Genomic DNA, 26,287 nt, shown 5'->3' on the forward strand with positions numbered 1-26,287 from the left:
CGGGACCCCGGTCCGGTCGTCCTGGTCAGGTCAGTTGAACCGGACCTTCATCGAGGTGCCCTTCTCCGACAGCACCCGGACCTTGACCCCCGCGGCCGGCAGCTTCACGCCGTGCTGCGGCGCCTCCGCGTAGAAGTACTTCTTCGTGTCGTCGAAGAGCGGGGCGGCGGCCTGTCCACGGATGTACGTGGGCTTGCCGTCCGTGTGCAGGGTCATCGAGTCGGCCTTGCGCATCGAGAACGGCGCGTCGTAGACCTGGACGCGGGCCCGGAACGGCTTGCCCGTCGTCCTGTCGATGATCGGTCGCGGTCGGGCGTCGATCGGCAGGTTCCGACCCTCGCCCGGGTGGGTGATGGTGTTGTTGTCGGCCTGCGACGTGTCCCAGTAGGAGATCAGCAGCCCCTGCTGGTACGCGTAGTGCTCGACCCAGTCGGGACGCGTGCTCGCGAAGCCGAAGTTGTACGGCCCGGTCCGCAGGTACCGGTCGTACGAGACGTACGAGCGGTGGCCCATGACGTAGAAGTTGTCGTAGGCGTCCGTGGTCGTCGCCCCCACCACGCTGAAGCCGTCGAACGTCCACGCGGCGGCACCGTCCTCCGCGCCGTCGGCGAGCAGCGTCGAGCCGGCCGCGGTCACCGCGACGTCGTCGACGAACAGGCCGGGCAGCGCCAGACCGCCGTCCGTCTTGTAGAAGAACCGCAGCTGGACGGTCGTGCCGGCGTACGCGTCGAGCGGGACCGACAGGTCGGTCCACGTCTTCTGCTCCCCGTCGATGCCCGGACGCCCCGAGGTGTCGTCGCCGATCGGCGTGCCGCCGACGGTCCCGTCGAGCGCCGTCCACGTCGCGCCGGCGTCGGTCGACGCCTGGACGTACGCGTAGTCGTAGCCCTCCTCGATCTCGTAGCGCACCTTCGCCTTCAGCACCGCGTCGGTGGCGCCCGCCGGGATGCTGACCTCGGTGGTCATCGCGTTGGCCAGGTCGTCGCCGGAGCCCGAGTGGAACTGCTTCGAGCCGGCGGCCGGGGCGCCGAGGTCACGGGTGACCTCCTTCTTCGGGAGCACGACGACGGCACCCTGCGCCTTCGCCGTGTTGTACTCCTGGGGACCGAGCTCGAGCGTCCGCTTCTCCTGGGTCCCGACGACCTCGTAGTCGAGCCAGCCGAGCTGCAGCTTCTCCCAGGCACCCAGGTCGCCGGCGCGCTCGCCGAGCGCCTCGCCCTTGGCGTTGAGCCGCGACTGCGCCATGAGGGTCCAGTACTCGTTGCTGTTGTCGCCGCCCGCCGTGCTGTACGCGTCGGGCAGGCCGAGGTCGTGGCCGTACTCGTGGACGAAGACGGAGAGACCGCCGTTCTCCGGCTGCACGGTGTAGTCGCCGATCCAGAGGCCGGTGTCACCGATCTGCGTGCCGCCGAGGCGGTTCTGCGCCGGCCCGGTGACCCCCTGGTCGGTCAGGAAGGCGTACCAGCGGTGCGACCAGATGGCGTCCTCGCCGTACGTCGCGTCACCGTCCTCCTCGCCGTGCCCGGCGTGGACGATCTGGAAGTGGTCGATGTAGCCGTCGGGCTCGTTGAAGTCGCCGTCGCCGTCGTAGTCGTAGCGGTCGTAGACGTCGTACTCCGCGAGCTGCTGCTTGATCTGCGCGTCGGTGCGGCCGGCCTGGCGCTGGTCGGCCACCCACTGCGTCGTGGCGTCCTGGATGAGGTTCCACGTCGAGGCGTCGTCGCGGCCGTAGCGGGCGGTGTTGTACTTGACCTTGACCCAGTCCGACACGGTGCCGTCGATCGTGTACCGGCCCGACGACTGCGTCTCGTAGTACGTCTTGACCGACTCGACGCCCTTGCCCTCCTTGAAGTAGAGGTCCTGGTAGTGCTGCCGGTCGTAGTCGGGCTGCCAGACGGTGGAGTTGTCCTTCGTCCGGTCCGGCTCCTCGATCTGGTTGTGCTGCGGGCCGTCGAACTTCTCGGGTCCGGGCGTGGACGGGTCGGTGTCGGCGTCCGGGTAGTCCGGGTGCCGCTCGTCGCCGAACTCCGCCAGGATGACGAACACCTTGTCGGCACGCTCCTGCGACAGCTCGACGTACTGGTCCTTGCGCTTGCCCTTCGAGGCCTTGGCCTTCGCGCTGCGCGACGCCTTCGGGCTCGCGAGGGTCGCGGCGTCGGCCGGTGCGGCTGCCTCGCCCACCTTCACGACGGTGCTGCCGTTGCGGGTGACGGGCTTCGCCTCGCCGCTCACGACGGACGCGACGGCCTGCTCGCGCAGCTCCCGACGCTTGTCCTCCAGCGGGTTCGGCAGGTCGTGGTCCTTCTGGACCCGGTCGGCCCCCTGCTGAGGCGGCGCCTCGGCCGCCGTGGTCGGTGCTGCGAACGTGAGTCCGAGCGATGACGCGAGCCCGATCCCGAGCACGCATGACGTGACACGCTTCACGTGGTCCCCCCTAGGAACAACTGATGTCTCGGGGGCCGGTCGGCCCCCTGTCGCGTCGGCGGGCCGGTGGGCTCGTCCGACACGAGGCTCGAGCCAACCTAAACGTTTGCTGAGGACGACGACAGTCTTGACTTCACCGGCGACTAGTACTAAAGAACTAGTTCTCCCCGGCTCCGACGCGGTGGTCGCTGGCACTCGGGCCCGGGAGGTGTGACACTGACGACAGTCCCATCCCTGACGTCAGGACCACCATGCGCACCACCATCGCCGTCGTTCTCACCGCCCTCCTCGTGAGCCTCACGGGAGGCTCCGCGCACGCCGTGGTGCGGGTGAGCGTCTACTCGCAGCAGATCCTCGAGCAGACCAACGGGGTCCGGGCGAAGTTCGACCGGCCGAAGCTCGCGCTCAACAGCTGCATGGACGGGTACGCCGACTCGTGGGCCAAGCACCTCGCCACGCAGGAGAAGCGACTCGTCCACCGTTCGTCCGCGTCGCTCCAGGCCATCATGAAGAAGTGCGGCCTGCGCAGCATCGGCGAGAACCTGGCGTTCGGCTACGCCGACGGTCGCAGCGTCGTCGGTCGCTCCACCGACAAGGTCTGCTCCTCCTCGTGCTCGAAGATCAACTGGATGACGTCCGGCGGGCACCGCGCCAACCAGATGAACGCCGCCTTCCGCCGGATCGGCGTGGGCGCGTGGCGCGACAGCAACGACCGCTACTACTCCGTCGCGCTGTACGGGCAGGCGCGCTAGCCGGCCGCGTCGGGCCGAGCCCCCGACGCGCCGAGGCGGCGTTCGGCCCGGGTCGCGACCGTGTCCTAGGCTGGTGTCGTTGCCGTTGGATTTAACCGTGCCGGCAGCTCGGGGACCGCACATACCGGGCGCTCTGCTCAGCGGGTGAAACGACGGACGACGCGCCCACGACGGTCGTGGACGCACCCGAAGGAGTAGTAGGAAAGATGGCAACCGGAACGGTCAAGTGGTTCAACGCCGACAAGGGCTTCGGCTTCATCGCGCCCGACGACGGCAGCGAGGACGTCTTCGCCCACTTCAGCGCGATCCAGACGAGCGGCTACCGCTCGCTCAACGAGAACCAGAAGGTCGAGTTCGACGTCGAGCAGGGCCAGAAGGGCCTGCAGGCGGCGAACATCCGTCCGCTGGACTGACCTCGGCACCGACGACACGGCCCCGCGAAGCGCAGGCTTCGCGGGGCCGTGTCATGTCACCGGCGCGTGAGGGACACGCGGTGACGGCACCGGGTCCGGTCTCTCAGAGGTGACCGGACTCGTCCCAGGCGTGCTGGGCGAAGTCGGTGCCGCGCTCGCGGACCGCGACCGTGGCGTCGGCGGCGATCGGACGGTGGGTGGCGCCCGACGGACGACCGGGGAACCGCGCGGACGCGGCGGCGACGTCGGAGGGGCGGAAGTCGAAGGTGAGATCGTCCATGTTCATGAGGCTAGTCTCATGTTTGGGGTGGCGACACCCCTACCGGACGGTAGTGTTCGACGGCCGCTCAGCGGATCTCGCGACGCAGCTCGCCCAGGCGACGCCGCACCTCGACGGCACGGAGGTGGTCGACGTTCAGCGGCGGCTCCAGCTCCTCCACGACGTGCTGGGCGAGCTCACGGATCGCCTCCCGGTCGTGCATGGGCCAGGTGACGACGCGCAGGTGCTGCTGCATCCAGTCGGCGACGGCGGGGTCGTCCAGACCGCGCGCCCGCAACGGCTCGTGCAGGATCGTCGCGAGGGCGGCGCGGAACGTCGAGGAGCGCGAACGACCGTGCAGCTGGACCGTCTGCACGAGGTGCCGCACCGTCGTGACGACGTCGTCGGTGCGGCCCACGGCTCCCGCGTGGCCCACGTGCAGGACACCCGCACCCACCGGCAGCATCAGGCTGCGGTTCAGCACGCGGGCGCCCTCGGCGTCCACGTGCCACGCGAACACCCCGGCGACCTCCTGGATCGCGTCGAGGTTCTGGGGTGGCACGGCGTGCTCCGCGTTCGCGAGGTGCTGCACCGCGGCCGCCACGGCGTCGCCGGGACCGTCCTGCGACGCAGCTGCCTGCCCGGCCTCGGCGACCGACGGAGGACTCGTGACGGTCACCGGCTCGTGCACGGCGTCGTCGGCGACCGCGGGCTCGGACTGGTCGACGACGGCCCTCGGCTCCGCGACGACCGGCACCGGGCGCGGTTCGTCGCCGCCGACCGTGACCTCCGCCCCAGCGTCCTGCAGCACCGCGGCGAGCGGTCCCACGTACGCCTCGGGCGCGACGAGGTGCACCCGCCGACCGCTGACGGGGCCGTCGAGCGACTCCAGGCGCACCAGGACCCACTGGGCCCAGACGCCGCGATAGACCGGGTCGAGGTCGGCGAGCTCGCGCGAGTCGGGCGAGACCCACTCCCCCGGCTCGAGCAGGCCGTGCTCGGCCGAGAGCACGAACCACGTCGCACCGCGCGCCTGCGCCCGCAGCCGTGCGGCCTGGAAGCGGTCGGCACGGTAGACCTCGCGGGCCGGTGCGGGCACGAGCACCCGCTCGCCCGCGCCGGCCAGGAGCAGCACATCCGCGGACTCGGCCGTCGGGTCGCGGACCTCCAGCCGCGGCCCGGCCAGGCCGGCACGCTCGACGATGTCCTCGAAGGTCGCCAGCCGGGCCGACGCCTCCGGCCCGTCGTGCCGCGCCTCGACGTCGGGCTCGGGACGCGCCTGCACGACGGTCGCCTCGGTGAACGCCGACGTCTCGAACCTCGCCTCACGCCGTGCGCGGTCGACCGGTGCGGGCGGGGTGCCAGGTGCGGCCGGGGTGGCAGGAGCGGGCGGCTCGTCGGGGTGGTCGGGCAGGTCGGGGTCCAGCTTGCGCTCCTCGGGAGGGATGACCTCGTACAGTCCGCGCGCGACCCGGCGGAACAGCGGAGACCTCACCGCGAACTGCGGCTGCTTCGGCCGGCCCCCCTCGCACAGGCCCACCAGGTGTGCCCGGATGGTCGCCTGGCTCACCTCCGGGTAGCGGCGGGCGAACCAGCGGTGCACGTGCTCGTAGCCGAACGGATCGGGCATCGCGTCGGCGCACGCGTACATCAGCTGCCACACTGGCTTGTCGTACTTCACCGCACCTCCCGATCCTCGCTGCTGCCGCTCCTCGACAGGTACGCAGAGACGGGCACCCGCGATCCATGACGCGACGGGACGTGGATCACAGGGAATGCGACCGTCCGACGCGTCGTTGACGCCCGGGTACGACCCCTGACGTCTGCGGAAGGAATCCCATGTCGACCATCGACCTCACCGCCCAGAGCTTCGAGGAAGCCGTGACCGGCGAGGGCATCACCCTCGTGGACTGGTGGGCGTCCTGGTGCGGTCCGTGCCGGCAGTTCGCGCCCGTCTACGACGCCGCGAGCGACCAGCACCCCGACGTGACCTTCGGCAAGATCGACACGGAGGCCGAGCAGGAGCTGGCCGGCGCAGCGGGCATCACGTCGATCCCCACGCTCATGGCGTTCCGCGACGGCGTGCTCGTGTTCAGCCAGCCCGGTGCACTGCCCGCGCCGGCGCTCGACCAGGTCATCCAGGCGGTCCGCGACCTCGACATGGAGGACGTCCACCGTCAGGTGGCCGAGGCGCGCGCCGCCGAGCAGCCCGGCACGCCCGGCACGCCCGACGCGCCCGCCTGACCACCGCCCGATCGCGACGGACCGCCGTCGTCCCCGCCCCGCGGCCCGGACGGCGGGCCCGCCGATCGCGCCCTAGGGTCGAGACACCACCACCGGAAGGGACCCCATGATCCTGATCAACGTCAAGTTCACCGTGCGCCCCGAGGCCGTCGAGCAGTGGCCGGAGGCCGTGCGCCCCTTCACCGAGGCCACGCGGGCGGAGGAGGGCAACCTCTTCTTCGAGTGGTCGCGCAGCCTGGAGGACGAGAACACCTTCGTCCTCGTGGAGGGCTTCCAGGACGACGCCGCCGAGGCGCACGTCTCGAGCCAGCACTTCGCCGACGGCCTGGAGGCGATGCGTCCGCTGCTCGCGTCCACGCCGCTGATCATCAGCCAGACGATCCCCGTCGACGGCTGGGGTCGCATGGGCGAGCTCCAGGTCGACTGAGCGCGACAGACCCCTGCGCCGTCGCCGGACCGCGTGAGGGACACTAGAGGGATGCCCACGACCACCGACCTGCGCGTGCTGCTGCGTCATCCGGTCGACTTCGTGGTCGCCGAGGACCCGGCCGCCTCGCGGTTCGTGTTCTCGGCGCCCGACGGGGAGCACGAGGTCACGGCCACCGAGGCGATCGGTCCGTTGAGCCAGGGCATCCGCACCATGAACGCCGACCCGTCGGTACGGGCGTGGGCCACGCCGGCGATCCTCGCGCTGCGGCTCATGGCCACCGGCCGACTCGCCGCCCCGGACTCGACGTCGGCCTCGCAGCTACAGGACGCGGCGCGCTCCGTCGGCGCCGACGCCGCATCGGGCCAGGCGAAGGTCCGGGGGTTCCTCGCAGCACTCGCGGTCGACGCGCCCGCCGTCGCCACGCAGCCGCAGGACGACGCGTTCCCGGACCCGCAGGGCATGCGGCGACGCACCCGACCGAACGCCGCGACGGCGCCTCCGCTCGTCGAGCAGGCGCCGGTCCGTCCGCGCGCGTTCAGCGGCCAGCTGGTCGTGACCTTCCGCCAGTCGACCGACGCCGAGGGGCACGTGGCCGACGTGCGCCTGAAGGTCAAGCCGCTCGATGCGTCGTGGGCGGCCGTCGACGTCGCGGACCTGTGGCGTCGCGACGACCACCACTTCGGTGCCGGCGCGCGGCCCGGGGTCCGGACCCTGGTCAGCACGGCTGCTGCGGCCTGGCCGACCCTCACCCGCATGCTCGGTCGGCTCGACCAGGGGTCCGTGCCGCTCACGGCCGAGGAGGTCGGCGAGCTCGGACGCACCCGGGTCGCCAGCCTGCTGCGCTCCTACCGGGTCGAGGTCCTGTGGCCGGACGGGCTGGTCCGCTCGCTCGACTCGCGACCCACCGTCCGACGGGTCGGCGACGCGATGCCGCACGACCGGCCGAGGGCGTTCGGCCGCTCCCAGGTGTTCCGCTTCGACTGGAACCTCGCCCTCGGCGACGACACGCTCACCGCGGAGGAGCTCGACACCCTCGCCGACGCCCAGCACGGCCTGGTGCGTCTGCGCGAGCGCTGGGTGCTCGTCGACCCGGCTCGCACCCAGGCCCTGCTCGAACGGCGCACGCACCAGCTCACGGCCGTCGAGGCCCTGAGGGCCGCGGTCTCGGGCGAGATCGAGATCGACGACGTGCGTACCGAGGTGTCCACGGAGGGGTGGCTCGACGACGTGCGCCGGCGGCTCGCCGAGCACGGCGCGCGCGACCCGGTCGAGCCCTCGCCGCGGCTGTCCGGGACCCTGCGCGAGTACCAGCGCGACGGCCTGCGCTGGATGGCCCAGCTCGTCGACCTCGGGCTGGGTGGCATCCTCGCCGACGACATGGGCCTCGGCAAGACCGTCATGCTCATCGCGCTGCACCTCCACCTCGAGGACCAGGCCCGCGCGGCGGGGCAGCCCCTCGCGCCGACGCTCGTCGTCTGCCCCGCGTCCGTGGTGGGCAACTGGGTCCGGGAGATCGAGCGCTTCGCCCCGGGCGTGCCGGTCAGACGGCACCACGGCGCCGGCCGCAGCCTGGTCGGGGTGACGGAGGGGTTCGTCGTCACGACCTACGCCACGCTCCGTCGCGACGCGGCCGACCTCGCCGAGCTCGAGCCCGGCTGGGGCGTCGTGGTCGCCGACGAGGCGCAGTACGTCAAGAACGTAAGGTCCGCGGCCGCCCGAGCCCTGCGCTCCATCCCGACGCCGGTCCGGCTCGCCCTGACCGGCACGCCCGTGGAGAACGGCCTGACCGAGCTGTGGTCGATCCTGGACTGGACCACCCCGGGCCTGCTCGGCGGGCTCGAGGAGTTCCGTCGACGGTGGTCGCGGCCGATCGAGCGGGGCCAGGACCGCGACCGCGCGGGCGAGCTGTCGCGCCTCGTGCGCCCGTTCCTGCTCCGTCGCCGCAAGAGCGACCCCGGGATCGCGCCCGAGCTGCCCCCGAAGACCGAGACCGACTACCGGGTGCACCTCACCCGGGAGCAGGTCGGGCTCTACGAGGCGGTCGTCCGCGAGACGATGGCGGAGATCGAGTCGAGCGAGGGCATGCAGCGTCGTGGGCTGGTCGTCCGGCTCCTCACGCAGCTCAAGCAGGTGTGCAACCACCCGGCGCAGCTCCTGCGCGAGCCGCGGGCCACGTTGACGGGCCGGTCCGGAAAGCTCGACATGCTGGACGAGCTGCTCGACGAGATCGTCGCGGCCGACGGGGCCGCCCTCGTGTTCACGCAGTACGCCCAGATGGGCCACCTGCTCACCCGACACCTGACCGAGCGGCGCATCCCGGTGCAGTTCCTCCACGGTGGCGTCCCGGTGCCGACGCGCGAGCAGATGGTGACGCGGTTCCAGGCGGGCGAGGTCCCGGTGTTCGTGCTGTCGCTGAAGGCCGGGGGCACCGGCCTGACCCTGACCCGCGCCGACCACGTCATCCACTACGACCGCTGGTGGAACCCGGCCGTCGAGGACCAGGCCACCGACCGGGCCCACCGCATCGGTCAGACGAAGCCGGTGCAGGTCCACCGGATCATCGCCGAGGGCACGATCGAGGAGTCCGTCGCCGAGCTGATCGCCTCGAAGCGCGCTCTCGCCGACGCCGTCGTGAACGCGGGCGAGAGCGCGCTGACCGAGCTGACGGACGCCGAGCTCGTCGAGCTGGTGCGGCTGCGACGCTGACCCTCCGGCCGGGCCGCCGGACCGTCACCCCGACTTGCCTTGGTACTACCTTTCGTGGCACGCTCACGTGACCTGCCTCACGTCCTGCGTCGCCTCGTTCGGGTGACCGCCGTCCCCTCACGTCCGGAGTCCTCGTGGATCCCATCGACCCCGTGCACGGGACCGGCGTCCTGCTGGCCATCGCGCTCGCCGCCGTCGTCCTCCTGCTCGTCCTCATCATCCGCGTCAAGCTGCACGCCTTCGTCGCGCTCGTCCTGGTCAGCCTGCTCACGGCGGTCGCGACCGGCATCCCGCTCGTCGACGTGCCCACCGCGCTGACGTCGGGCTTCGGCTCGACGCTCGCCTCCGTAGCCCTGCTCGTCGGCTTCGGCGTGATGATCGGGCGTCTCCTCGAGGCGTCCGGCGGCGCCCAGGTGCTCGCCGACACCCTGGTGTCACGCTTCGGCGAACGTCGGGCCCCGCTCGCGCTCGGCGTCGCGGCGTTCCTCTTCGGGCTGCCGATCTTCTTCGACGCGGGCCTCGTGGTCTTCCTGCCCATCGTGCTCACCGTGGCGCGTCGCTTCGGCGGGTCGGTGCTGGTCTACGCACTCCCCGCCGCCGGTGCCTTCGCCGCGACGCACGCGCTCCTGCCGCCGCACCCCGGACCCGTCGCGGCCGGCACGGTCATGGGCGGCGACCTCGGCGTCGTCCTGCTGGTCAACCTGCCCATCGCGGTCATCGCCTGGTACGTGGGCGTGTACCTCTTCTCCCGGTGGGTCGGAGCGCGCGTGCACGTCGACGTCCCGACCCTGCTGCTGGGCGAGGAGCAGGACGGCGGGCCCGGCACGACGCCTCCGCCCGTGGCGCTCGTGCTCTCGATCCTGCTCGTCCCGCTCGTGCTCATCGGTCTCAACACCGTCCTGACCACCCTCGTGGCCGGTGGCACCCTCGCCGAGGGGCACCGCTGGGTCGACGCCCTGGTGCTCGTCGGGACCACGCCCGTCGCGCTGCTGCTCACGCTGCTGCTGGCGATCGCGACCCTCGGCCGCCGCGGACGCTCCCTCGCCGAGACCGGCGCCCTGCTCGACGCCTCGCTCGGTCCGGTCTGCTCGGTCATCCTCATCACCGGCGCGGGCGGGATGCTCGGCGGGGTCCTGCGCACCAGCGGCGTCGGTGCGGCGCTCACCGACTCGCTCGGAGGCCTGGGGGTCCCCCTGCTGCTGCAGGCCTTCCTGCTCGCGGCGGCGCTGCGGGTGGCCCAGGGCTCGGCGACGGTGGCCCTCACGACCGCGTCCGGTCTCGTCGCGGCGCAGACCGCGGACCTCTCCGACGTGCAGGTCGCACTGCTCGTGACGGCCGTCGCCGCCGGGGCGACGGTCCTGTCGCACGTCAACGACTCGGGCTTCTGGCTGGTCAGCCGCTTCTTCGGCCTGGACGTCCGCACGACGCTGCGGACGTGGACCGTCATGGAGACCACCCTGGGCCTCAGCGCCCTGGCCCTCGCCGCCGTCGCCTACCCTCTGGTCGCATGAGTGGCTCAGTCCGGTCGGAGCTGACCGACGACCTCGGCGCAGATCGCGTGCATCGCCGCCCGAGCCGCCTCGGCCTCCCCCGCCGCGACCGCCCGGGCCACCTCGGCGTGCAGTCGCCGCGCCTCGGGCGCGGGCTCGGCCGGCATGAGGTCGTGGTCGGTGCGACCGCGCAGCACCTCCTCCACGACGTCGCCGAGCGCCCGGAACATCGGGTTCCCCGTGCCGTCCAGCAGCAGCCGGTGGAACGTCACGTCGAGCTCGAGGAAGGCCTGCAGGTCGCCACCGGCCCCGGTGCGCTCCAGCTCGTCGGCCAGCCGCAGCAGCCGGCGGCGCACCTCGGGCGTCGCGTGGGCGGCTGCCAGCGCCGCACTGGTGGGCTCCACGGCCGCACGCAGCTGCGCCAGCTGGTGCAGCAGACGTCCGCGGCCGGGTCCGGCGAGCCGCCAGCGGATCACCGACGGGGCGTAGTGGTCCCACCGCTCCTCGGGCATCACGGTCACGCCCGTCCGGCGGCGGCTCTCCACCAGGCCCATCGACGCGAGCACCTGCACGACCTCGCGCGCGACGGTGCGCGAGACCTCGTAGTCCGCGCGGATCGCGTCCAGCGTCAGCGCCTCCCCGGGGGCGAGCAGACCGTCCACGATGCGTGGACCGAGATCGGCCAGGACCTCCTCGTGCGCGGTCGGCATGAGAAGGACTCTAGGGCGTCCGGGGGGCGGGGGTGAGCGGCGCGCTGCAGGTCGTCGTGATGGGCGTCTCGGGCACCGGCAAGTCCGCGGTCGGATCGCGCGTGGCCGAGCGACTGGGCGTCCCGTACGTCGAGGGCGACGAGCACCACCCGGCGGCGAACATCGCGAAGATGGCGGCCGGGACGCCGCTGACCGACGACGACCGACGCCCCTGGCTCGAGGAGCTCGCCGACGTGCTCGCCAGCAGGGAGATGGCGGGCACCTCGACGCTCCTGGGGTGCTCGGCGCTGCGCCGCACCTACCGCGACCTGCTCCGCGGGACCCTGCCGCCGGGGACCGTCGCCTTCCTGCACCTCGTGGCCGCGCCCGACGTGCTGCACCGCCGCATGGAGGAGCGCGAGCACTTCATGCCGCCGAGCCTGCTGCGCAGCCAGCTCGCCACCCTCGAGCCGCTCGAGCCGGACGAGCTCGGCACGGCGATCGACGTCGACGCCCCGCTCGACGTGGTGGTCGAGCGGGGCGTCGCGGCCGTGCGAGCCCTCGCCGGGCGCGGTGCAGTGCTGCGCTAGAAGGTGCCGCAGTTCGAGACGAACGGCGTGCCGGCCACCCGTCCCTCCAGGAACGCGAACGCGCTGGGGAACCCGGACACGAACCCCCCGACGTGGGTCGGGGTCACCAGGGTCTGGAAGCGGACCTTGGCACCCTGGGAGCACCAGGACCGCGCCATGTCGCGACCCTGCCCGTAGTCGACGACGTCGTCGAGCCCGGAGTGGCTCACCAGGCTCGGCACGGACGGTCGGACCGCCCCGAGGCGGCGCTCGGCGAGCGCGGCGGCGATGTCCGGCCGGCTGAGGTAGTCGGAGATCGGCCGGCCCTCCTTCGTCAGGGTCGAGGTGCGCGTGAACGCACCCGGCAGGATGCCGTCCACGATGCAGGTGTCCAGCACGCGGTCCAGGAACTCCGTGCCCCGCGTGTTCAGCAGGTCCCGGATGCGCAGCTGGGGCTCGGCGTCGTCGAGCGCGGCGACGGCGTACCCGAGGAAGAGCGCGTACGGCGAGCCGTCGAGCTTCGGGGCGACCCGGGCGAGGTCGGCGGGCACGGCGCCGGCGTAGCCGCCCTTCAGCTTCAGCTCCGGCGCGTACGACGAGGCCAGCTCGAGGGCACCGGCGGCGGCGTTGCCACCCTCGGAGTAGCCCGAGACGAGCACGGGCGCCGTCGACGTGACGATGCCGAGGCGCTGGGCGGCACGCACCGAGTCGAGGACGTTGCGCCCGAGGGACCGCGCGTCGACGTACGGGTGCACGCCCGGGGTGCCGAGACCCTCGTAGTCGGTGACGGCCACCGTGTAGCCGCGTGCGAGGAGGCCCTTGATGAAGGCGCCCTCGTACTCCGTGCCCGCGGCGAGCTGCCGCGAGGGCGCGCACCGGTCGGCCATGCCCTGCGTACCCACGGCGTACGCGACGACGGGACGCTCCCCCACGCCGAACCAGGCCGTCTTGGGCTTCAGGATCGTGCCGGTCACGACCGTCGGGCCCTTGGCGTTGGCGCTGGTGTACATCACCCGCGTGACGTCGGCCGGGGCCCGCAGCGCCTTGAGCGGGTCGAGGTAGAACACCGACGGCTCGCTGCGCAGGACGGTGCCCGGCGCACCCGACGTGTCCGCGGGCGGTGTGTAGAAGTCGTCGGCCGACGCCGGCGGCGCGGCGACGAGGCCCGCGCCGAGCGTGGCGGCGAGAGCGAGCAGGAGACGACGTCCTCGGGACGGACGCCGTCGGTACAGGACGGACTGAGACATGGTGGGACCCCCTCTGCGCGACACCCTCGGTCGCGCTCGCTCAGTCTGGTGGTGAGTTCCATCACAGGTCAACACGGGGGTCGTCGCCGCCGGTCGGACGTGCGCCCCGCCACACCGACGACGGTCTGCGGACCCCTGATTTGCGAACGTCTCCCAGAACCGATTGGGTCCAGGGACCGACCGACCCCAGGAGGATCCGTTGACCACCCTGTTCATCGACGGCCGGTGGCGCGACGCGTCGGACGGCGAGAGCCGCACGATCCGCTGTCCCGCCGACGGACGCACCGTGACCACCGTCGCCGAGGCGACCCCCGACGACGCGGTCGACGCGGTGCGGGCGGCGCGCCGGGCCTTCGACGAGGGGCCCTGGCCCCGGACGCCCGCACCCGAGCGCGCCGCGCTGCTGCACCGTCTCGCCGACCGGCTCGAGACCGAGAAGGAGGACGTCGCACGCCTCGAGGCCCTCGACACCGGCAAGCGCATGGTCGAGGCACGGATCGACGTCGACGACGTCGTCGGCGTGTTCCGGCACTTCGCCGGGCTGGCGCAGGCCGACGCCGGGCGCGTGGTCGACACCGGTCAGCCCCACGTCTCGAGCCGGGTCGTGCACGAGCCCGTCGGTGTCTGCACACTGATCACCCCGTGGAACTTCCCGTTACTGCAGACGTCGTGGAAGGTCGCGCCGGCCCTCGCGACGGGGTGCACCTTCGTGCTCAAGCCGAGCGAGCTGACGCCGTCGACCGCCATCTGGCTGGTGCGCACCCTCGCCGACCTCGGCGTGCCCGACGGCGTCGCCAACCTCGTGCTGGGCGCCGGGGACCGGGTGGGGCCGACGCTCACCGAGGCGCCCGAGGTCGACCTGGTGTCGTTCACCGGTGGTCTCGTGACCGGCCGGCGGATCATGGCGGCGGCCGCCCCCACCGTCAAGAAGGTCGCGCTCGAGCTCGGGGGCAAGAACCCCAACGTCGTCTTCGCGGACGCCGACTGGGAGGCAGCGGTCGACAACGCGCTCACCGCGGTGTTCCTCGACTCCGGCCAGGTCTGCTCGGCCGGCACGCGGCTCGTCGTCGAGGACTCGATCCACGACCGGTTCGTCGACGAGCTGGTCGCGCGCGCCTCGCGGATCCGCCTCGGCGGACCCGACGACGAGCGGGCCGAGACCGGTCCGCTGATCAGCGCCGCCCACCGCCAGAAGGTCGAGGCCTACGTCGCGGCGGGCGTCGCCGAGGGAGCGGTGCTGCGGGTGGGCGGGGCACGCCCTGACGACCCGGCGCTCGCCGACGGCTTCTACTACCTGCCGACCATCCTCGACGAGTGCTCGGCGGACATGTCGTGCGTGCAGGACGAGAGCTTCGGTCCGGTGCTCACCGTCGAGCGGTTCACCGGCGACGACGCCGACACCCTCGAGGACGCGGCCGTCTCGATCGCCAACGACACGATCTACGGGCTCGCCGGTGCCGTCTGGACGCAGGACGCCGGCCGTGCCGAGCGCGTCGCGTCGCGGCTGCGGCACGGCACGGTCTGGATCAACGACTACCACCCGTACGTGCCCCAGGCGGAGTGGGGCGGCTTCAAGCAGAGCGGCGTCGGCCGTGAGCTGGGGCTGGCCGGGCTCGAGGAGTACCGCGAGTCCAAGCACGTCTGGCACAACGCCCGACCCGCGCCGAGCGGCTGGTTCGGCGCCGACCCCGCACCGCGGGACTGACGGAGGTTCGCATGCAGAGCTACGACTACGTGATCGTCGGCGGCGGGTCCGCCGGTTCCGCCCTCGCCAACCGTCTGAGCGCGGACCCCGGGACGAGCGTCCTGGTGCTCGAGGCAGGGCGCTCCGACACCAAGCTCGACCCGTTCATCCACATGCCCGCCGCGCTGCCCTTCCCCATCGGCAGCCGCTTCTACGACTGGCGCTACGAGTCCGAGCCCGAGCCGCACATGGGTGGACGACGGGTCTTCCACGCCCGCGGCAAGGTGCTCGGCGGCTCGTCGTCCATCAACGGCATGATCTTCCAGCGCGGCAACCCGCTCGACTACGAGCGCTGGGCCCGCGACCCCAGCCTCGAGCAGTGGGACTACGCGCACTGCTCCCGTACTTCAAGCGCATGGAGACCTGTCTGGCGGGCGCCGACGCCTGGCGCGGCGGCTCGGGACCCCTGGTCCTGGAGCGCGGCCCCGCCACGTCGCCGCTGTTCGGCGCGTTCTTCGAGGCCGTCCAGCAGGCCGGGTACCCCCTGACCGACGACGTCAACGGCTACCGCCAGGAGGGCTTCGCGAAGTTCGACCGCAACGTCCACCGGGGTCGTCGGCTCAGCGCCAGCCAGGCCTACCTGGCACCCGTCAGGCACCGTCGGAACCTGACGGTGCACACGCTGTCGCTGGTCACCGGCCTGCGCATGCAGGGCACGCGGGTCGTCGGCGTCGACTACCTGCGCGGTGGCCGTCTCGAGCGCTCCGTGGGCGCCGGAGAGGTGATCCTGTGCGGCGGCGCGTTCAACTCCCCGCAGCTCCTGCAGCTGTCGGGCATCGGCAACGCCGAGGAGTTTCGAGCCCTGGGCATCGACCCGGTCGTGGACCTGCCGGGCGTCGGCGAGAACATGCAGGACCACCTCGAGGTGTACATCCAGCACGCCTCGAAGCAGCCCGTCTCGATCGCCCCGTGGCTCAAGCACCGGCACAAGCCGCGCATCGGCGCCGAGTGGATGTTCCTGCGACGCGGCGTCGGCGCGTCGAACCACTTCGAGGCCGGCGGCTTCGTCCGCAGCAACGACCGGGTCGACTACCCGAACCTCATGTTCCACTTCCTGCCCATCGCCATCCGCTACGACGGGTCGAAGCCGGCGGGCGGGGAGGAGAACGGCGGCCACGGGTACCAGGTGCACATCGGTCCGATGTACTCCGACGTGCGCGGCTCGCTCAAGATCCGCAGCCGCGACCCGCGGGAGCACCCCGCGCTGCGCTTCAACTACCTGTCGACCGAGAACGACCGGCGCGAGTGGATCGAGATGGTCCGCGCGGCGCGCGACATCCTCGAGGAGCCGGCGTTCAGTGCCTTCAGCGCGGGCGAGATCTCGCCCGGGCCCGGTGTCCAGACCGACCAGGAGATCCTCGACTGGGTCGCACAGGACGCCGAGACCGCGCTGCACCCCTCGTGCACCGCCAAGATGGGCACCGACGACGCCAGTGTCGTCGACCCCGCGACCATGGGCGTGCACGGCACCCAGGGGCTGCGTGTCGTGGACGCCTCGGTGTTCCCGTACGTGACGAACGGCAACATCTACGCGCCGGTGATGATGGTGGCCGAGAAGGCCGCCGACCTGATCGCCGGCAACACGCCGCTCGCCCCGCTCGACGTCCCCTTCTACCGCCACGGCACGGGCATGCCGCTGCGGCCCGAGGGCGATCCGCGCAACGCCGCGCCCGTGCCGGGCACCGTCCGCGCCGACGCGGGGACGCCGTCGTGAGCGAGCCGGCCGCCGCGGGCACCGACGTCGACGTCGTCCCTCCGCCCAGGTCGCGGGTGAACCTGCCCGTCCTCGTCGGGGCGTCCTCCGTGATCCTCGCGGTCACGGCCTGGGGTCTGCTCGCCCCGCGCGGCGCCGAGGCCGGACTGGGCACGCTGGTCGGGTTCGCGACCGACTGGTTCGGCTGGTTCTACGTGCTGCTGGCCACGGCGATCCTCGTCTTCGTGGTCTACCTCGCCACGTCGCGGTTCGGCCGGACGAAGCTCGGGCCCGAGCACGCGCAGCCGGAGTTCAGCACGTTCGCGTGGGCCTCGATGCTGTTCGCCGCGGGCATCGGGACCGACCTGATGTTCTTCGCGGTCGCCGAGCCGGTCACGCAGTACCTCGCGCCGCCGACCGGCGAGCCCGAGACGGTCGACGCCGCCCGCGAGGCCACCGTGTGGACCCTGTTCCACTACGGCATCAGCGGCTGGGGCATGTACGCGCTGATGGGGGTCGCGCTCGGCTACTTCGCCTACCGGATGAACCTGCCGCTCGCCGTGCGCTCGGCCCTGCACCCGCTGATCGGACGCCGTACCGAGGGCTGGATGGGCGACGGGGTCGACCTCGCCGCCGTGCTGGGCACGATCTTCGGCGTCGCCACCACCCTGGGCATCGCCGTCGTCCAGCTCAACGTCGGGCTGAACATGCTCTTCGACGTCCCCCTCGGACTCACCGCGCAGGTCACGCTCATCGTCGTCGGCGTCGCCATGGCCACGCTCTCGGCCGTCTCGGGCGTCGACCGGGGCATCAAGTGGCTCTCGCAGGCCAACGTCCTGCTGGCCGTCCTCCTGGCGGTCTGGATCCTGGTCACCGGGCGCACGACCTACCTGCTCGACGCGCTCGTGCTCAACGTGGGCGACTTCGTGCGGCTCTTCCCGGAGATGTCACTGCAGACGTTCGCGCACGAGGACACCGGGTCCTGGATGTCGGACTGGACGCTGTTCTTCTGGGCGTGGTGGATCGCGTGGGCGTCGTTCGTGGGCCTGTTCCTGGCCCGCATCTCCCGGGGCCGCACGATCCGGCAGTTCGTCCTCGGCACGTTGATCATCCCGTTCCTGTACCTCCTCATGTGGATCTCGATCTTCGGCAACGCGTCGATCGACCTGGTCCGCCAGGGCAACCAGTCGTTCGGCCAGCTGACGCTGGAGGCACCCGAGCAGGGCTTCTACACGATGCTCGCGCAGTACCCGGGCTTCACCTTCCTGGCCTCCATCGCGACGTTCACGGGTCTGCTCTTCTACGTGACGTCCGCCGACTCCGGCGCGCTGATCATGGCCAACCTCTCGTCCCGCATGCGCGACGTGCACGCCGACGCCGGCGCGGCCCTGCGCATCTTCTGGGCCGTCGCGACGGGCGCGCTGACCATCGCGCTGCTGTCGGTCGGTGGCATCGCGACGCTGCAGTCGGCGACCATCATCATGGGCATCCCGTTCGCCCTGGTGATGGTGGCGGTGATGGTGGGGCTGCACCGTGCGCTCCGCGCCGAGGCGTGGATCGTCGACTCGCGCGACGGCGCCCTGCACGGCGTGCTGTCGAGCCGGAGCGCTCCGGACCGTGGGGGCGCGGGCCAGTGGCGCTCGCGGTTGCGTCGCGTCATGTCGTTCCCGAGCCGCGCCAAGGCCGAGGAGTTCCTCGACCGCGTCGTGGCGCCGGCGCTGGAGGAGGTGGCGGGCGAGCTGGCCACCACGTGCGCGGCGGCGACCGCACGTCGCTGCAGCGACGAGGACGGCCAGCCGGGCGTCGAGCTGACGGCCGAGGTCGCGGACGGGTCCACCCCGTTCTGCTACCGCGTCACGCTGCGCGAGGTCCCGATCCCGGTGTACAGCTCCTCGCTCGTGCCCCGCGGCGACGACTACTACGCACGGCTCGAGGTGCACCTGCGCCACGGCGGCCAGGGGTACGACGTGATGGGCTACACCCACGGCCAGCTCATCGACGACGTGCTCGACGCCTACGAGAGCCACCTGGAGTTCCTGCGCCTCGCCGACGGCACGTCGCTCTAGCGAGAGGCGGCAGGACCGGCCCAGGGGAAGCGACCCGGCCCCGCCGCCCGTCCCGAGAGAAGGTCATCCTCCCTCGCCCGCGCCGGTGAGGAGGGCGTCGGACGGCTCTTCCATGAGAACCGACCGTCAACGTCAGGTCAAGGGTCTGAGGGTCACCGGTCGGTGGGCCACGTGTTCTCCGCGACCAGGTCCGCGAGCGGACGCGGGCTCGTCCAGTGCTCCTGCTCCAGCATCGGGCGCTCGTAGAACGCCTCGACGGGGCCGAGGCACAGCAGGGCCACCGGCTCCGCCCCCGCCGGCATCGCGAGCTCGTGCGCGACGACGGCGGGGTCGAACATCGACACCCAGCCCATGCCGTAGCCCTCGGCACGCGCGGCCAGCCACAGGTTCTGGATCGCGCACGACGCGGAGGCGAGGTCCATGTGCGGCATGGTGCGCCGACCGAACACGTGCTCCTCGCGGCCGTCGGGCAGGGCGACCACCAGCAGCTCGGCGCAGTCGAGGAGGCCCTCGACCTTCAGCCGCATGAACTCCTCGGCCCGCTCCCCCATCGCCTCGGCGGTCCGACGACGCTCGGCGTCGACGTGTGCGTGCAGACGCTGTCGCAGCGCGGCGTCGGTGACCCGGACGAAGCGCCACGGCTGCATCAGTCCCACGCTCGGCGCCCGGTGGGCGGCCTCCAGCAGCCGGGCCAGCACGTCGGCCGGCACCTCGCCCCCGGCGAAGTGCCGCATGTCGCGACGTTCCGCGATGACCCGGTGGACGACCTCCCGCTCGTGCGGGGCGTACGCGTGCTGGCTCACCCGGCGACGCTAGCAACCGCGCTCCCCGATCGACGCGTCGGCCGGTCGCCGACTGTTCACCTCCAGGACAGGGACCTCTGCCAGGGTGCGTCGTTGAGATGACCGTGACCTTCTTCCGCCACGGGGTGGCCTCCGGCGACCCCCTGCCCACCGCCGTCGTCCTCTGGACACGGGTGACTCCCACCGCGAGCGCCACACCCGGCTCCGGGCGCGGACCGCGGGCCGACGTGGCCTGGGTCGTGGCCCTCGACCGGGCCTTCCGGCGCGTCGTGCGCCGGGGCACGGTGACGACCACCGCTGCCCAGGACCACACCGTGAAGGTCGACGTCACCGGCCTCGCCCCCGGCACCACGTACTACTACCGCTTCACGCACCAGCGGACGCGCTCGCCGATCGGCCGCACCCGCACCGCGCCAGCCACCGACGCAGCACCCGCACGTCTGCGCTTCGGCGTCGTGTCCTGCGCCAACTACGAGGCCGGCTACTTCAGCGCCTACCGTCACCTCGCGCAGCAGCGGGTCGACGTCGTCCTGCACCTGGGTGACTACATCTACGAGTACGGCACGGGCGAGTACGCCATGGGCCAGAAGAACGTCGTCGTGCGCACGGCCGACCCGACGCACGAGATCGTGTCGCTCTCGGACTACCGCCGGCGGCACGCCCTCTACAAGACCGACCCCGACCTGCAGACGCTGCACCGCTCCGTCCCCTTCATCTGCACCTGGGACGACCACGAGTCGGCCAACGACGCCTGGCTGCAGGGCGCGGAGAACCACGACCCCGCGACGGAGGGGTCGTGGGCAGCTCGCCGGGCGGCCGCCTACCGCGCCTACGACGAGTGGATGCCCGTGCGGCTGAGCGGCACCGCACGGCTCGGCGACGGCACGCAGATCTACCGGCGGTTCACGTTCGGTCGGCTCGCCGAGCTCTCGATGCTCGACCTGCGGAGCTACCGCACCGCACCGGGCGGGGCGTTCACGCAGGTGCCCTCGCGCGACGACGCCGACCGCAAGATCGCGGGCGACGCCCAGATCGCCTGGCTCAAGCGCGGGCTCAGCACGACCGCCTCCCAGTGGAAGCTCGTGGGCAACCCGGTGATGATCTCCCCCGTCCTCGTGCCCCCGCTGCCGAACCGCGTGCGCGACGCCCTCCAGGACTCCGTCGGCCTGCTGCCCGCGGAGGGCGTGCAGTACAACACCGACCAGTGGGACGGCTACACGGTCGAGCGTCGCCAGGTCCTCGAGCACCTCGCCGACCAGAACATCACCGACACGGTCTTCCTCACCGGCGACATCCACTCCGCGTGGGCCTGCGACCTGCCGACGAACCCCGGCACGTACCCGCTCAGCACGACCGTCGGCACCGAGCTCGTGTGCACGTCGGTGACCAGCAACAACCTCAAGGACATCCTGGGAGCCCCGCCGCGCACCGCGTCGGTGGGCGTCGAGGAGGCGATCAAGACGGCGAACCGTCACGTCAAGCACCTCGACTTCGACAACCACGGCTTCTCCGTGCTGGACGTGACACCGGCACGCGTGCAGATGGACTGGTACGTCATCAGCAGCCGCGCCGACCAGGCGGCGACCGCCACGTGGTCGACCTCCTACGAGGTCCCGGCGTCGGCCCACAAGGTCCGCAAGGTCAGCCAGCCCACGACAGGAGCCACCGCATGAGCGCCCGCCAGGTCGACCGACGGACCGTGCTGCGCGCGGCCGCCGCCACGGGCGGAGCGGTCGTCCTCTCCGGCGCTGCCGGAGCGCCGTGGGCCTCGGCCGCGTCGACCACCTCCCAGCGGGTGTACGTGCTCGTCATCGACGGCTGCCGGCCCGACGAGATCACGCCCGAGTCGACCCCGAACCTGCACGCGCTGCGCACCGCCGGACGCTGGTTCCCGCAGGCGCGGTCGATGCCGATCGCCGAGACCATCCCGAACCACGTGATGATGATGACCGGCGTGCGTCCCGACCGCAGCGGCGTGCCGGCCAACTCGATCTACGACCGCGCGCAGCGGAAGGTGCGCACGTGCGGCGAGCCGACCGACATCGTCTTCCCCACCATGCTCGAGCGTCTGCGCGAGCGCGGGCTGACCACCGGGTCGGTCCTCAGCAAGGACTACCTCTACAGCGTGTTCGGCACCCGGGCGACCTACCGGTGGGAGCCGTTCCCGCTGCTGCCGGTGACCAACCACGCGCTCGACGTGTTCACGATGAGCGCGCTGCGCACGATGGTCTCCGAGGCCGATCCGCACCTGGTGTTCGCCAACTTCGGCGACATCGACCGGTTCGGCCACAGCGACCTGACGGGCTCCAACCTGCAGGTGCTGCGTCGGACGGCGCTGACCTCCACCGACGCGCAGATCGGCTCGTTCGTCTCCTGGCTGCGGACCCGCAGCACCTGGGCGTCCACGACCGTCATCGTGCTCGCCGACCACTCGATGGACTGGAGCGACCCCGACCGCCTGATCAACCTGACCCGCGCGTTCAAGGGCAACCCGCTGCTGGACGGCCAGGTCGCGATCGCCGACAACGGCGGGGCCGACGTGATCAGCTACCTCGGACGCAGCGCCGACCGGTCGCGGGCCCTGGCGGAGGCGACGCGGGTGGCGCTGGCGACGCCCGGCGTGCTCAGCGTCCGCACCACGGCGCAGCTGCGCCTCGGCGCCAAGGCAGGGGACCTCGTCGTCTACTGCAAGTCGGGATACCGCTTCTCCGACCCCGACCTGTACTCCAACCCGATCCCGGGCAACCACGGGCACCCGGCGACGGAGGCCATCCCGTTCTTCCTCACGGGCGGGGCCGTCCGTCGAGCGGTCCTCAGCGAGCGCGCCGCGACGATCGACGTCGCGCCGACCATCGCGAAGATCTTCGGCCTCGCCGCCCCGCGCGACGGCTTCGACGGCGTGGCTCGGGTCTGAGCAGGTCGGAATCGTCACGACGGCGGCGGGCTGGCCCCGTCGTCCGTAGGATCAGCCGGGTGGTGGGAGCCGTTCGTCGTGTCGGGCCGCCGGTGTCGGTGCTGACGCTGGTGTGCCTCGTGCTGTCCGTGCTCGCCGCCGCGGCCCCGGCGGAGGCGGCGAAGGACCCCCGTCTGACCCGCGCGGTGTACGTCGACCCCACGACGGCGTCGGCGCGGGCGGCGGCGAAGGACAAGCGCTTCGCGCCCATCGGCTCCCGCGCCCAGGCCCTCTGGCTGACCGAGGGGTACCCCGCCTCCAAGGTGGCGGCCGTGGCCTCCGGGTACGCCGACCGCGCCCGCCGTACGAAGCGGACGCCGCTCCTGGCGGTCTACGCGATCACCGGACGCGACTGCGGCCAGCACTCCGCCGGCGGGCTCAGCCCGACGCAGTACAAGGCCTGGATCGACCAGGTCGCCAAGGGTCTGCGGGGACGCTACGCGATGGTGGTGCTCGAGCCCGACGCCCTCGCGCTGCTCGGCGCGTGCTCCGGCCAGGGCGACCGTGCGGCGCTCCTGCGGTACGCCACGCGCAGCCTCGCGCGCGCCGGCGTCTGGGTCTACATCGACGCCGGGCACAGCCGCTGGATCACGCCGCAGGACATGGCGAAGCGCCTGGTGTCCGCCGGTGTCCGCGACGCGCGCGGGCTCGCGACGAACACCTCCAACTTCCGTCCGACGGCCGAGGAGCGCACGTACGGCGCCGCCGTCGTGGCCGAGCTCGCCAAGCTCGGCGTGAAGGGCAAGCGCTACGTCGTCGACACGTCACGCAACGGAGCGACGAAGCCGGTCACCCCCGGCGTCTGGTGCAACCCGCCGGCAGCACGGCTCGGCCGCGCGCCGACGGTCGTGGACAGCAAGGGTCTCGACGCCTACCTGTGGGTCAAGCGGCCCGGCGAGTCCGACGGACAGTGCGAGGGCGGCCCGACTGCGGGCACCTGGTGGCCGACTGGGGCCCGCCGCCTCCTCGCCCGCTGAGCCCCCGCGTCACGGGACGTAGGGCGCGGCCAGCAGGAAGAACGCCACCGCTCCCCCGGCCGTCACGATCAGCAGGAACGAGAACGCCAGCGCGCCGAGCCGCGGGCGCATCCCGAGGATGCCCCGGAGCCCGAGCACGAGGGCGACCAGCGGCGCGAGCACCCATGCCGTCGTCAGGGCGTCCGCGAAGGGGTCACTCGGGGCGACGACGCCGGCCGCCGTCATCGCGGCCAGCAGGCCGAGGACGTACCACGGCACCAGCAGCGGGAGCGTGCCCACGACCGCGGCCCGGAGGGCCATGCGCACGCCTCGGCCGACACTCGGCGCGAGCGGACCGTCCGGCAGCGGGCTCCCCACCTCCGGGCCCGCGAGGTGCTGGAAGAAGCGGCGACGGCGCACCAGCAGGAGCGTCAGCGCGAGGCCGACGGAGAGCATCCACCACGCGTCGGCCGACATCTGGTCCATCGTCTGCGGGCGCACCCGGGCGGGCGCGAGCTCGAGGCTCGCCCACGCCAGCATCGGCACGACCGTGAGCACCACGGCACAGATCCCGAGGCCCAGCAGCAACGAGACGAGCCGCGTCCAGCGCGTCACGGCAGGGCCGGCGAGGGACAAGACCGGCTCGCGCGTGCCGTCGGGCCGCGCGTCACGGGCGGGCACACCGGGTCGGTCGCCGAGGTCGGCGGGGCGGCTCAACGGCCGGACGAGAGGGGCGGCGACGGCTGCCGCCGGTGCGAGCACGACCGGTGGGGTCGCCGCGGGCCGCCCGGACGGCGCGTCCACCGCCGCAGACGCTTCAGGGGCGGCAGGGTCGGCGACGTCGTCGACCGCCGACCTCAGGGCGCGCGCCATCGCCTCCACGCCGCTGTACCGCTCCTCGGGGTCGACGGCCATCGCGGTCTGCACCACGGCCGCCAGACGCGGTCCGACCCAGGGCGCCGACGCCCGCGGGTCCGGACGAGGTTGCGTGCGGTGCGCCATGAGCTGCGCGGCCATCGTCCCCTCGAACGGTGCGCGCCCGGTGAGGGTCTCGAAGAGCAGGCAACCGACGGAGTACACGTCGCTGCGCTCGTCGGCGCGACCGTCGTACTGCTCCGGCGCCATGTAGTGCGGCGTGCCGGCCACCGTGGCCGTGGCGTCCGAGGCTGCCCGCGCGATGCCGAAGTCGACGATCTTGATGCCACCGGAGTCGGTGACGAGCACGTTGGCCGGCTTGATGTCGAGGTGGAGGATGCCGGCACGGTGACAGGCCGCGAGGCCGTCCAGCACTCCGGCGACCACCAGCACCGACCGCGGGCTGGGGCCGCGCAGCGCGAGCAGGTCACGCAGCGAGGTGCCCTCGACGAGCTCCATGACGAGGTGCGGTGTGACCTCGCCGTCGCCGTCAGGCATCCGCACGAGGTCGTGCACCGTGACCACGTTGGGGTGGGAGACGCGCGCGAGGGTCTCGACCTCGCGCGTGATGCGCCGCATCGCCCGCGGGTCGTCGGCCAGGAAGTGGGAGAACCGCTTGATGGCGACCTGGCGGCCCAGGTGCCGGTCGAGCGCGCGGAAGACCACGCCGTGGTTGCCGGCGCCGATGCGGCCCTGCAGCTCGAAGCGGGCGGCGTCGACCTGCGGCTCGATCGTGTCGCGGCCGTCGGGCCCGCCGACGGGCACCGTTCCCGGTGGCGCCACGAGCGGCACGGGCGCGGTCGAGGCGCCGTCGGGCCGCGGCGTGGTGGCGGGGCCGGGCGTCGGCGTCGGGCGACGCCTCCTCCACCGTCGGGAGCGACGGTCGCGCTGGTCGGCCATGGACACCATTGTCACGGCTGACGCGAAACGCCCGACACGGCCACCGTGCCGTGCGTGTCGGACCCGACGGCGACCTTGACCCCCGCGAGCGCGAGGACGGCCCCGTCGCGGACCGTCACCCACGTGTCGCCGATGCGCTCGCCGTCGACCGAGGTGCCGTTCGTGCTGCCGGCGTCGCGCACCTGCCAGGAGCCCCCCAGGAGCCGCAGCTCGGCGTGACGGTAGGAGATCTCCGGCTCCTCCAGCGGCAGCGGGCTCTCGGGCAGCCGGCCGAGCACGGTGACGCCCTCGCGCGGCACCCGGACGCTGTGGGCGCCCCGGTGCAGGAACAGGTCACGTGGTCCCGCGATCGTCGGAGCCGCGTCGGCTGGCACGAGCACGGGGAAGGCCATGGTCTCCTGCGCGGCCGGCGCGTCGGTCCGCACGGGCAGGGGCGTCGGCGCTGACGGCGCGGTGGACGCGGTGGGCGTCAGGTCGGCCACGACGTCCCAGTCGGGGACGACGGACTGTCGGTCGGGGCGAGCGGACGACTCGAGGGGGCGTCGCACGGAGGCGCCGGTGCGGCTCCCCCGAGCCGGGGGCACCCATCCGGGGCGCAGCGCCGGGTCGACCTCGACCTCGACCCGCACCTCCTCGGGCGTGCTCCAGCCCTCGCGCTCCGCGTGAGTCAGGTAGAGCTTCGCCGCGTCCTCCCCCAGCCGCTCGACGTCGCCGTCAGGGTCGAGCCGCTCGAGGTCCTCCGGCGACACACGGACGACGAGCTCGCTGAAGGCGACCCGGTCCCCGCTCGGCATCACCACGTGCTGCCCGGTGAGCGCCTTGACGAAGCGACGCCGCAGGACGGCTGCCGAGCCGGTCGGGTAGGCGACGAGACGCGCCGCGGCCTCCGTGGCGGCGGCCTTCTTCGAGCCCGTCCCGAAGATGCTCTGGGCGACGCGCAGTCCCACCAGGACCACGCCGACGAAGGCGACGAGGATCAGCAGGTTCGTGGCGATGGAGGTGAGCGTGGTCATGCTGCCATCGTGGGCCGAGCG

20 protein-coding genes and 1 pseudogene are annotated in these 26,287 nt (G+C 72.5%); 13 read left to right on the forward strand and 8 right to left on the reverse strand.

The genetic code is table 11. From position 1 onward, the window contains the following. Positions 1–30 precede the first annotated feature (30 nt). Complete coding sequence (locus AC3WRM_RS07925) at positions 31–2,424, reverse strand: immune inhibitor A domain-containing protein (protein WP_492247544.1); 2,394 nt, start codon at positions 2,422–2,424, stop codon at positions 31–33. A gap of 251 nt (positions 2,425–2,675) precedes the next feature. Between AC3WRM_RS07925 and AC3WRM_RS07930 the strand changes: the two genes are divergently transcribed. Both AC3WRM_RS07930 and cspE read left to right on the forward strand, forming a co-directional pair. Beyond that, entirely contained in the window at positions 2,676–3,176 is a 501-nt protein-coding gene (locus tag AC3WRM_RS07930; protein ID WP_492247543.1) for a CAP domain-containing protein, read from the forward strand. 206 nt (positions 3,177–3,382) lie between these two features. Continuing rightward, complete coding sequence (gene cspE / locus AC3WRM_RS07935; protein ID WP_055967782.1) at positions 3,383–3,589, forward strand: transcription antiterminator/RNA stability regulator CspE; 207 nt, start codon at positions 3,383–3,385, stop codon at positions 3,587–3,589. Positions 3,590–3,692: 103 nt separating this feature from the next. On the opposite strand, the gene AC3WRM_RS07940 is transcribed toward cspE, so the two are convergent. After that, positions 3,693–3,869 (reverse strand): hypothetical protein, encoded by a 177-nt coding sequence (locus tag AC3WRM_RS07940; RefSeq protein WP_492247542.1) that lies wholly within the window; start codon positions 3,867–3,869, stop codon positions 3,693–3,695. A gap of 67 nt (positions 3,870–3,936) precedes the next feature. Further along, entirely contained in the window at positions 3,937–5,529 is a 1,593-nt protein-coding gene (locus AC3WRM_RS07945) for a DUF7669 domain-containing protein (protein ID WP_492247541.1), read from the reverse strand. 158 nt (positions 5,530–5,687) lie between these two features. Here AC3WRM_RS07945 and AC3WRM_RS07950 point away from each other — a divergent pair, with 158 nt between their 5' ends. From AC3WRM_RS07950 to AC3WRM_RS07965, 4 genes are all read left to right on the forward strand, one after another. Beyond that, on the forward strand, positions 5,688–6,092 hold the full coding sequence (locus AC3WRM_RS07950; RefSeq protein WP_492247540.1) for a thioredoxin family protein: 405 nt from the start codon (positions 5,688–5,690) through the stop codon (positions 6,090–6,092). A 106-nt stretch (positions 6,093–6,198) separates the two neighbouring features. After that, complete coding sequence (locus AC3WRM_RS07955; protein WP_492247539.1) at positions 6,199–6,519, forward strand: putative quinol monooxygenase; 321 nt, start codon at positions 6,199–6,201, stop codon at positions 6,517–6,519. 51 nt (positions 6,520–6,570) lie between these two features. Then, positions 6,571–9,228: a DEAD/DEAH box helicase gene (locus AC3WRM_RS07960; protein ID WP_492247538.1), complete on the forward strand. Its 2,658-nt coding sequence runs from the start codon at positions 6,571–6,573 to the stop codon at positions 9,226–9,228. Between the two features lie 134 nt (positions 9,229–9,362). Continuing rightward, the gene (locus tag AC3WRM_RS07965) at positions 9,363–10,739 is read left to right on the forward strand and encodes a GntP family permease (protein ID WP_492247537.1); all 1,377 of its coding nucleotides are present in this window, start codon (positions 9,363–9,365) and stop codon (positions 10,737–10,739) included. 5 nt (positions 10,740–10,744) lie between these two features. On the opposite strand, the gene AC3WRM_RS07970 is transcribed toward AC3WRM_RS07965, so the two are convergent. Then, positions 10,745–11,428: a FadR/GntR family transcriptional regulator gene (locus AC3WRM_RS07970; RefSeq protein WP_492247536.1), complete on the reverse strand. Its 684-nt coding sequence runs from the start codon at positions 11,426–11,428 to the stop codon at positions 10,745–10,747. A gap of 32 nt (positions 11,429–11,460) precedes the next feature. Between AC3WRM_RS07970 and AC3WRM_RS07975 the strand changes: the two genes are divergently transcribed. Further along, the gene (locus AC3WRM_RS07975; protein WP_492247535.1) at positions 11,461–11,997 is read left to right on the forward strand and encodes a gluconokinase; all 537 of its coding nucleotides are present in this window, start codon (positions 11,461–11,463) and stop codon (positions 11,995–11,997) included. Here the strand turns inward: AC3WRM_RS07975 and AC3WRM_RS07980 are convergent. Then, complete coding sequence (locus AC3WRM_RS07980) at positions 11,994–13,223, reverse strand: lipase family protein (protein WP_492247534.1); 1,230 nt, start codon at positions 13,221–13,223, stop codon at positions 11,994–11,996. The two genes, AC3WRM_RS07975 and AC3WRM_RS07980, sit on opposite strands and share 4 nt — an antisense overlap. A 199-nt stretch (positions 13,224–13,422) precedes the next feature. Between AC3WRM_RS07980 and AC3WRM_RS07985 the strand changes: the two genes are divergently transcribed. From AC3WRM_RS07985 to betT, 3 genes and pseudogenes are all read left to right on the forward strand, one after another. Then, positions 13,423–14,928, forward strand: coding sequence for an aldehyde dehydrogenase family protein (locus AC3WRM_RS07985; protein WP_492247533.1), 1,506 nt, complete (start codon positions 13,423–13,425; stop codon positions 14,926–14,928). A gap of 11 nt (positions 14,929–14,939) precedes the next feature. Further along, positions 14,940–16,681 (forward strand): annotated as a pseudogene (gene betA / locus AC3WRM_RS07990) (choline dehydrogenase). Continuing rightward, positions 16,678–18,726: a choline BCCT transporter BetT gene (gene betT, locus AC3WRM_RS07995; RefSeq protein WP_492247532.1), complete on the forward strand. Its 2,049-nt coding sequence runs from the start codon at positions 16,678–16,680 to the stop codon at positions 18,724–18,726. Before betA ends, betT begins: the two are co-directional and overlap by 4 nt. Before the next feature lie 152 nt (positions 18,727–18,878). On the opposite strand, the gene bluB is transcribed toward betT, so the two are convergent. Then, entirely contained in the window at positions 18,879–19,529 is a 651-nt protein-coding gene (gene bluB / locus AC3WRM_RS08000) for a 5,6-dimethylbenzimidazole synthase (protein ID WP_492247531.1), read from the reverse strand. 98 nt (positions 19,530–19,627) lie between these two features. On the opposite strand from bluB, the gene AC3WRM_RS08005 reads away from it, so the two are divergent. From AC3WRM_RS08005 to AC3WRM_RS08015, 3 genes are read left to right on the forward strand one after another with little or no spacing between them, the layout of a single operon-like run. Then, positions 19,628–21,202: an alkaline phosphatase D family protein gene (locus AC3WRM_RS08005; RefSeq protein ID WP_492247530.1), complete on the forward strand. Its 1,575-nt coding sequence runs from the start codon at positions 19,628–19,630 to the stop codon at positions 21,200–21,202. Beyond that, positions 21,199–22,443 carry an alkaline phosphatase family protein gene (locus AC3WRM_RS08010; RefSeq protein ID WP_492247529.1) on the forward strand — a complete coding sequence of 415 codons (1,245 nt, stop codon included), beginning with the start codon at positions 21,199–21,201 and terminating at the stop codon, positions 22,441–22,443. Before AC3WRM_RS08005 ends, AC3WRM_RS08010 begins: the two co-directional genes overlap by 4 nt. Positions 22,444–22,502: 59 nt before the next feature. Then, positions 22,503–23,459: a glycoside hydrolase family 6 protein gene (locus tag AC3WRM_RS08015; protein ID WP_492247528.1), complete on the forward strand. Its 957-nt coding sequence runs from the start codon at positions 22,503–22,505 to the stop codon at positions 23,457–23,459. Between the two features lie 9 nt (positions 23,460–23,468). Here AC3WRM_RS08015 and AC3WRM_RS08020 read toward each other — a convergent pair whose 3' ends face one another. Both AC3WRM_RS08020 and AC3WRM_RS08025 read right to left on the reverse strand, forming a co-directional pair. Next, entirely contained in the window at positions 23,469–25,253 is a 1,785-nt protein-coding gene (locus AC3WRM_RS08020) for a serine/threonine-protein kinase (RefSeq protein ID WP_492247527.1), read from the reverse strand. A gap of 11 nt (positions 25,254–25,264) precedes the next feature. Next, positions 25,265–26,266 (reverse strand): FhaA domain-containing protein, encoded by a 1,002-nt coding sequence (locus tag AC3WRM_RS08025; protein ID WP_492247526.1) that lies wholly within the window; start codon positions 26,264–26,266, stop codon positions 25,265–25,267. Positions 26,267–26,287 lie beyond the last annotated feature (21 nt).

The organism is Aeromicrobium sp. EU05-FHT14F07 (assembly GCF_058790455.1).

Excerpts from the sequence above, each read along its gene's own strand:
- AC3WRM_RS07930 (WP_492247543.1), top strand. The coding sequence starts at position 2,676 with ATGCGCACCACCATCGCCGTCGTTCTCACCGCCCTCCTCGTGAGCCTC.
- AC3WRM_RS07955 (WP_492247539.1), top strand. The coding sequence starts at position 6,199 with ATGATCCTGATCAACGTCAAGTTCACCGTGCGCCCCGAGGCCGTCGAG.
- cspE (WP_055967782.1), top strand. The coding sequence starts at position 3,383 with ATGGCAACCGGAACGGTCAAGTGGTTCAACGCCGACAAGGGCTTCGGC.
- AC3WRM_RS07960 (WP_492247538.1), top strand. The coding sequence starts at position 6,571 with ATGCCCACGACCACCGACCTGCGCGTGCTGCTGCGTCATCCGGTCGAC.
- AC3WRM_RS07980 (WP_492247534.1), bottom strand. The coding sequence starts at position 13,223 with ATGTCTCAGTCCGTCCTGTACCGACGGCGTCCGTCCCGAGGACGTCGT.
- AC3WRM_RS07940 (WP_492247542.1), bottom strand. The coding sequence starts at position 3,869 with ATGGACGATCTCACCTTCGACTTCCGCCCCTCCGACGTCGCCGCCGCG.
- AC3WRM_RS08010 (WP_492247529.1), top strand. The coding sequence starts at position 21,199 with ATGAGCGCCCGCCAGGTCGACCGACGGACCGTGCTGCGCGCGGCCGCC.
- AC3WRM_RS08020 (WP_492247527.1), bottom strand. The coding sequence starts at position 25,253 with ATGGCCGACCAGCGCGACCGTCGCTCCCGACGGTGGAGGAGGCGTCGC.
- AC3WRM_RS07950 (WP_492247540.1), top strand. The coding sequence starts at position 5,688 with ATGTCGACCATCGACCTCACCGCCCAGAGCTTCGAGGAAGCCGTGACC.
- AC3WRM_RS08005 (WP_492247530.1), top strand. The coding sequence starts at position 19,628 with ATGACCGTGACCTTCTTCCGCCACGGGGTGGCCTCCGGCGACCCCCTG.
- AC3WRM_RS08025 (WP_492247526.1), bottom strand. The coding sequence starts at position 26,266 with ATGACCACGCTCACCTCCATCGCCACGAACCTGCTGATCCTCGTCGCC.
- AC3WRM_RS07970 (WP_492247536.1), bottom strand. The coding sequence starts at position 11,428 with ATGCCGACCGCGCACGAGGAGGTCCTGGCCGATCTCGGTCCACGCATC.